Annotated in this window: 1 protein-coding gene and 3 pseudogenes; 1 reads left to right on the top strand and 3 read right to left on the bottom strand. The window is 56.5% G+C overall.

The window, feature by feature from the left end; all coding sequences use genetic code 11:
- Positions 1-378: 378 nt before the first annotated feature.
- Positions 379-1,077: pseudogene (locus DC522_RS32700) on the bottom strand (transposase); the annotation flags it as partial.
- 916 nt (positions 1,078-1,993) lie between these two features.
- Between DC522_RS32700 and DC522_RS32690 the strand changes: the two are divergent.
- Entirely contained in the window at positions 1,994-3,319 is a 1,326-nt protein-coding gene (locus tag DC522_RS32690; RefSeq protein WP_116532584.1) for an NAD(P)-binding protein, read from the top strand.
- A 27-nt stretch (positions 3,320-3,346) separates the two neighbouring features.
- Here the strand turns inward: DC522_RS32690 and DC522_RS32685 are convergent.
- Both DC522_RS32685 and DC522_RS32680 read right to left on the bottom strand, forming a co-directional pair.
- Positions 3,347-3,551 (bottom strand): annotated as a pseudogene (locus DC522_RS32685) (transposase); the annotation flags it as partial.
- A 45-nt stretch (positions 3,552-3,596) separates the two neighbouring features.
- A pseudogene (locus DC522_RS32680) lies at positions 3,597-3,962 on the bottom strand (integrase core domain-containing protein); the annotation flags it as partial.
- Between the last annotated feature and the right edge of the window lie 68 nt (positions 3,963-4,030).

The raw sequence follows: 4,030 nt of genomic DNA, 5'->3' as shown, positions 1-4,030 counted from the left end.
TGGCCTCCAACTGAGATCCCTCAGCCAGAGAAGTCGCCAGAGCTCATCCAGCTCCTCAAACCTGCCAAAGTAGTGCTTCTGTAATGGGCCGTCTGGCGTCAAGTCCCTGAGTGACTGTCACGTCGCCGAAGTCTTGCTTCTGTTCGGGGTCGGCGCACAGCCGCCCCACCATGCCATCAGAGAGGATGCGGTCAGCCCATCTAAGACGCGTGTTCCGCCTTGCGAGGCGTTCACGGCACTACTTACGGCTTGACCACCTCCATCGTCCCGGCGACGGGACCTCAGGAGAACGGAGCTGAACTCGCCCTGTTCCGAACGCTTGCTCCTCCTATGCGGTGACGCCCTTCCCGGCTCCAGCGGAAGGTCGTGCCGTCCATCTTTGGCGAACTCCGGTTGCAGAGCCTCTCTGGCCCGCAACATGGCCTCGGCGATCTTCTCCAGCATCTCATGACCGGTCGTGAGCGTGCGCACGCGCGTGGCGAACTGACCCTTGCTGGTCTTGCCGATCTTCAGGCTGAAGCCACGCAGGAGACCACGCAGACTGAGTTCAATGTCACGCATCTTGGCCTGCAGTTGCTTGCAGGCCATGAGCAGCGCCCGCACCTCTTGCGCCGGCGGCGACTTGCAGTGGACGGGGCGGAACCAGCCCATGCGCAGCAGCTGGGCGAGGCCGCGGGCGTCCCGCCCCGGTCGGTCTTGACGATCATGGCCGAGAGGGCCGCTTTCACGTGCCGGGTCTGCAAGAGAACGACATCATGGCCGGCCTTCTGCAAGCCTGCATGGAGCCACTGTGACAGGGGACCAGCTTCCAAGCCGACGCGGGTGAGCGGCAAGTTCAAGCCGGCGAGAAAGGCGGTGAGCGCTTCTGGCTCACTGGCGACTTTGGCCTCGCGAACGATCTGTCCAGAGGCATCGAGGATGCAGACGCTGCTGAGTTCCAAAGACACGTCGATCCCGGCAAAGTAGTCCATGGCTGTCCCTCATGATGCTTGGGGCCGACCTGTCGGACCCCGTTCCAACACCATCACTCTGAGGGACAGCCACCCCGCTCCGCTACCTCGCGAGCGGCAGGCCCATTACGGCATCTAGTGCATCGTAGGTGAAAAAGTGGAATCTGCTCTTGGGATTCGATCCGATGCTTCCTTTTTTGATGAGCACATCGCTGGGCTCGAAAAACCGACTGCTGCGGATCTCTGGGAACGCAACAATCGCGGTTTCTGAAGCAGAACCGCGGACTTCTGCATAACCGATCAGCCGATGCAGGGCTGGCGCGCTGAGGTTTTTCGAATCTCGGCGCGCCAAAGCGGCCTATTTGAGGTCGCCCACCTGGCTGACTCCCTGCCCCACTCCACCGAGACCCGGAGCCGAGGTTTGACGTCCTCCAGGACCTGTAAGACCCGTATTCGGTGCAATGATACCTTGACCATGTCCAGGCACCTGGAACCCTGCCGGATTTAGGCTGTCAATCCCACCCCCCGTAGGGATTTGCTGCCATAGCCTGCTTGTGGGAAGCACTCAGAAGCAGGGCCGCTGCCAGAGCAACGACAGCCATATTCCTCGCCTTCTCAAGGAAGCGCCGCCTCTCCAGTTGACTCTCAGATAGGTGATCGCCTTTCGACACGCGCGTTTCCGCCATGATCGCTTCTCCTCCATTCTCTATCTTGCAGTGTGTGAACAGTGTGCTCTCGCACTGTATGAGCAACTTGCTTGACGGTTCTGCCAACCGTGAGTGGTAGATACCGGGAAAAAGTAGGTAGAGGTCGGAAGAGCACTGGTATTCCGACGCTGAATCCGCTGAATTAAAGAATCATGCATAAGTGAGGGTTTGCTGTATGGACATGGATCACGATGGCTACCATGACTTTGACTGCCTTACGCCTCGTCGATCCATTCGATGGCATTCGCTAAAAACTGCTTGGCTCAGCCACTAAATGCATCACCATCACATTAGTATATTCCTGTATGCTGGCGTTTCAGTCACTGGATCATTTTCATGCTTGAGAATTACTGTGCCACAGCAAGCGACGACAATCTGGAAACAACTTGCGATGTGATTGTTCTTGGAGCTGGTATCAGTGGCCTTGTATCTGCATCGATACTTGCAGAACAGGGCTATGAACGTATCCTCGTCCTCGACGAATACGCTCACATTGGAGGCAATCATATCGATTGCAGGATAGGGAATTATACATTTGATATTGGCAGCTTCATTTTTCAGGATGACTCGCCTCTGCTTCACCACTTTCCCGAATTGTTACCGCTATACACCCCGATCAAACCTACCTTCGCCCGTTTGAACCCTCAAGGTTTCGTCACGAGGTACCCGATCTCCATCAAAGATGATATCCTTTCTACTGGGCCGATCGAGATATCCCGAATACTTCTGTCTTTGATCATCTCTCGGCTATCCCGTCGGAAACTGACAAATGCGAGGAACTTTGCTCAGTATTGGATTGGGGCAAGGCTACTGAAGAAATCCGGCCTAGAGAACTACATCGAGCGCTTCCACGGAGTACCGGCCGAGCAAATTGATCTCGGTTTCGCCGAGAAAAGGATGGGATGGATCAAAGAACACGCCTCCCTATCCTCCATCCGCAAATGGCTAAAACCATCAGCAAGTCCGCCTACCAATCAGCAACTTGTGCGTCCCAAGGAAGGCTTTGATCAACTTTATCAAGTGGCAGCCAACAAATTAAAGACGCGCGGCGTGACATTCCATCTCGGGGTGGAGCTGAAGAGCCTAAGGAGATTGGGGGAAACGTTTCAGGTTCAGGTTGGGGATCGGTATTTCTCCAGCGGGCGAGTCGTCTCCACCATACCTCTCGAACGAGTTCAGGACCTGTGCGCGATCCCCCGTGAAACACGTCTTCAAACCGTTACTCTGATGAGCCTCTTCTTCAGCTTCTCTGGGAACCGCGGATTTACCGAGTCAGTTCTCTACAACTTTTCCTATGCTGGTGCGTGGAAGAGATTGACGATGCATTCGGATTTTTATGGACGCTCAGAGGGTCGAGAGTTCTTCAACGTCGAAATCAATGCGGACCATGTTGCAGCGTCGGTCCGAACGGCGGAGGAGGATTTTCGCCGGCATACCTTCACTAACGGATTGTTCGTCGGCGACTTAAAGCTGGAAGGATACCATATACTCTCGAATGCTTACCCAATCTATTCTGATAACTCGGCTGAGCGGGCCTCGAAGGCGATATTCGCACTTAAGGAATTCGGCATAGAGTCATTCGGGCGACAGGGAGGATTCAACTATCAGCCAACGGCCCGTGTTTCCACAATTGAGGCAGAAGCCGCCTTACGCCGCAATTGAATGCATTCGAAGCACCGCTAGGCCCTGTTAGCGCTTGAGCCAGTCGAGAGCGGCGGCGAGGCAGAGAATGCCCCATGAAGGATGAAGCTGTCTTCCCGTAGCGGGTTGCAACGGCTCGCCACTCCTTGAGCCTGGCCCAGAGGCGCTCGACGACATTGCGATTGTTGTAGATCCAGTCTGGGCAGGCGACCGGTGCCTCATGGCGTTGCGGTGGGATGGCCGGCTTTGCTCCCATGTGAACCGCGCCGATTTTTCCGGAGGCCGGTTGGCTTGGATTTTACGCGGCCACCGGCATGACCTCAAGCTGAGCGTAGTACGCGGCTTCCGCCTCGGCGGGCGGGATGTTGCCGATGGGCTCGAGCAGGCGCCGGTTGTTGTACCAATCGACCCATTCGAGGGTGGCGAACTCGACAGCCTCGAAGGAGCGCCACGGACCACGCCGATGGATCGCCTCGGTCTTGAACAGGCCGATGACGGTTTCCGCCAGGGCATTGTCGTACGAGTCCCCGACACTGCCGACCGACGGCTCGATGCCGGCCTCGGCGAGGCGCTCGGTGTATTTTATCGACACGTATTGAACCCCTCTGTCGGAATGGTGAATGAGGTTGGTTAGCCAGGGCTGCCGGTCATGCAGGGGACTATCAGGAATTTCGTGTGGGGCCTTACGATGATCTGGAAGGAGACATCGCATGGCACGCCGCAAGGAATCCC

Source organism: Microvirga sp. KLBC 81, assembly GCF_003075415.1.
Lineage (GTDB): Bacteria > Pseudomonadota > Alphaproteobacteria > Rhizobiales > Beijerinckiaceae > Microvirga.
Note: the sequence above shows the minus strand (reverse complement) of the source record. Positions and strands in the feature narration are given on the sequence as shown.

Excerpts from the sequence above, each read along its gene's own strand:
- DC522_RS32690 (WP_116532584.1), top strand. The coding sequence starts at position 1,994 with ATGCTTGAGAATTACTGTGCCACAGCAAGCGACGACAATCTGGAAACA.